The 255-nt window shown below is 64.3% G+C and carries 1 protein-coding gene; it reads left to right on the plus strand.

Going from position 1 to position 255, the window contains the following annotated elements:
- On the plus strand, positions 1-255 hold a 255-nt coding region (locus ACFHWW_RS34485), incomplete at both ends, for a transposase (RefSeq protein WP_379943889.1).

A 255-nucleotide genomic window follows, 5' to 3' on the forward strand; every position in this document is an offset into this window, starting at 1 on the left:
GGTGGAGGAAGAGCTGCTGGATTTGCACCGCGCCGATGAATGCAGCCTGCGCCTTGCGCAAATTCCCGGTGTCGGTCCGGTCGGCGCAACGCTGTTGATGCTGAAAACCCCGGATGCCCGGCTGTTCGAGTCCGGCCGGGCGTTTGCCGCCTGGTTGGGACTGACGCCCAAGGATCATTCGACCGCTGGCAAGACGAGGCTTGGGGTGATCACCCGTGCCGGCGACGAGATGCTGCGAAGCGTTCTGGTGGTTGG

Origin of the sequence: Sinorhizobium sp. P24N7 (assembly GCF_042436655.1) — a bacterium.
Taxonomy (GTDB): domain Bacteria; phylum Pseudomonadota; class Alphaproteobacteria; order Rhizobiales; family Rhizobiaceae; genus Sinorhizobium; species Sinorhizobium meliloti_A.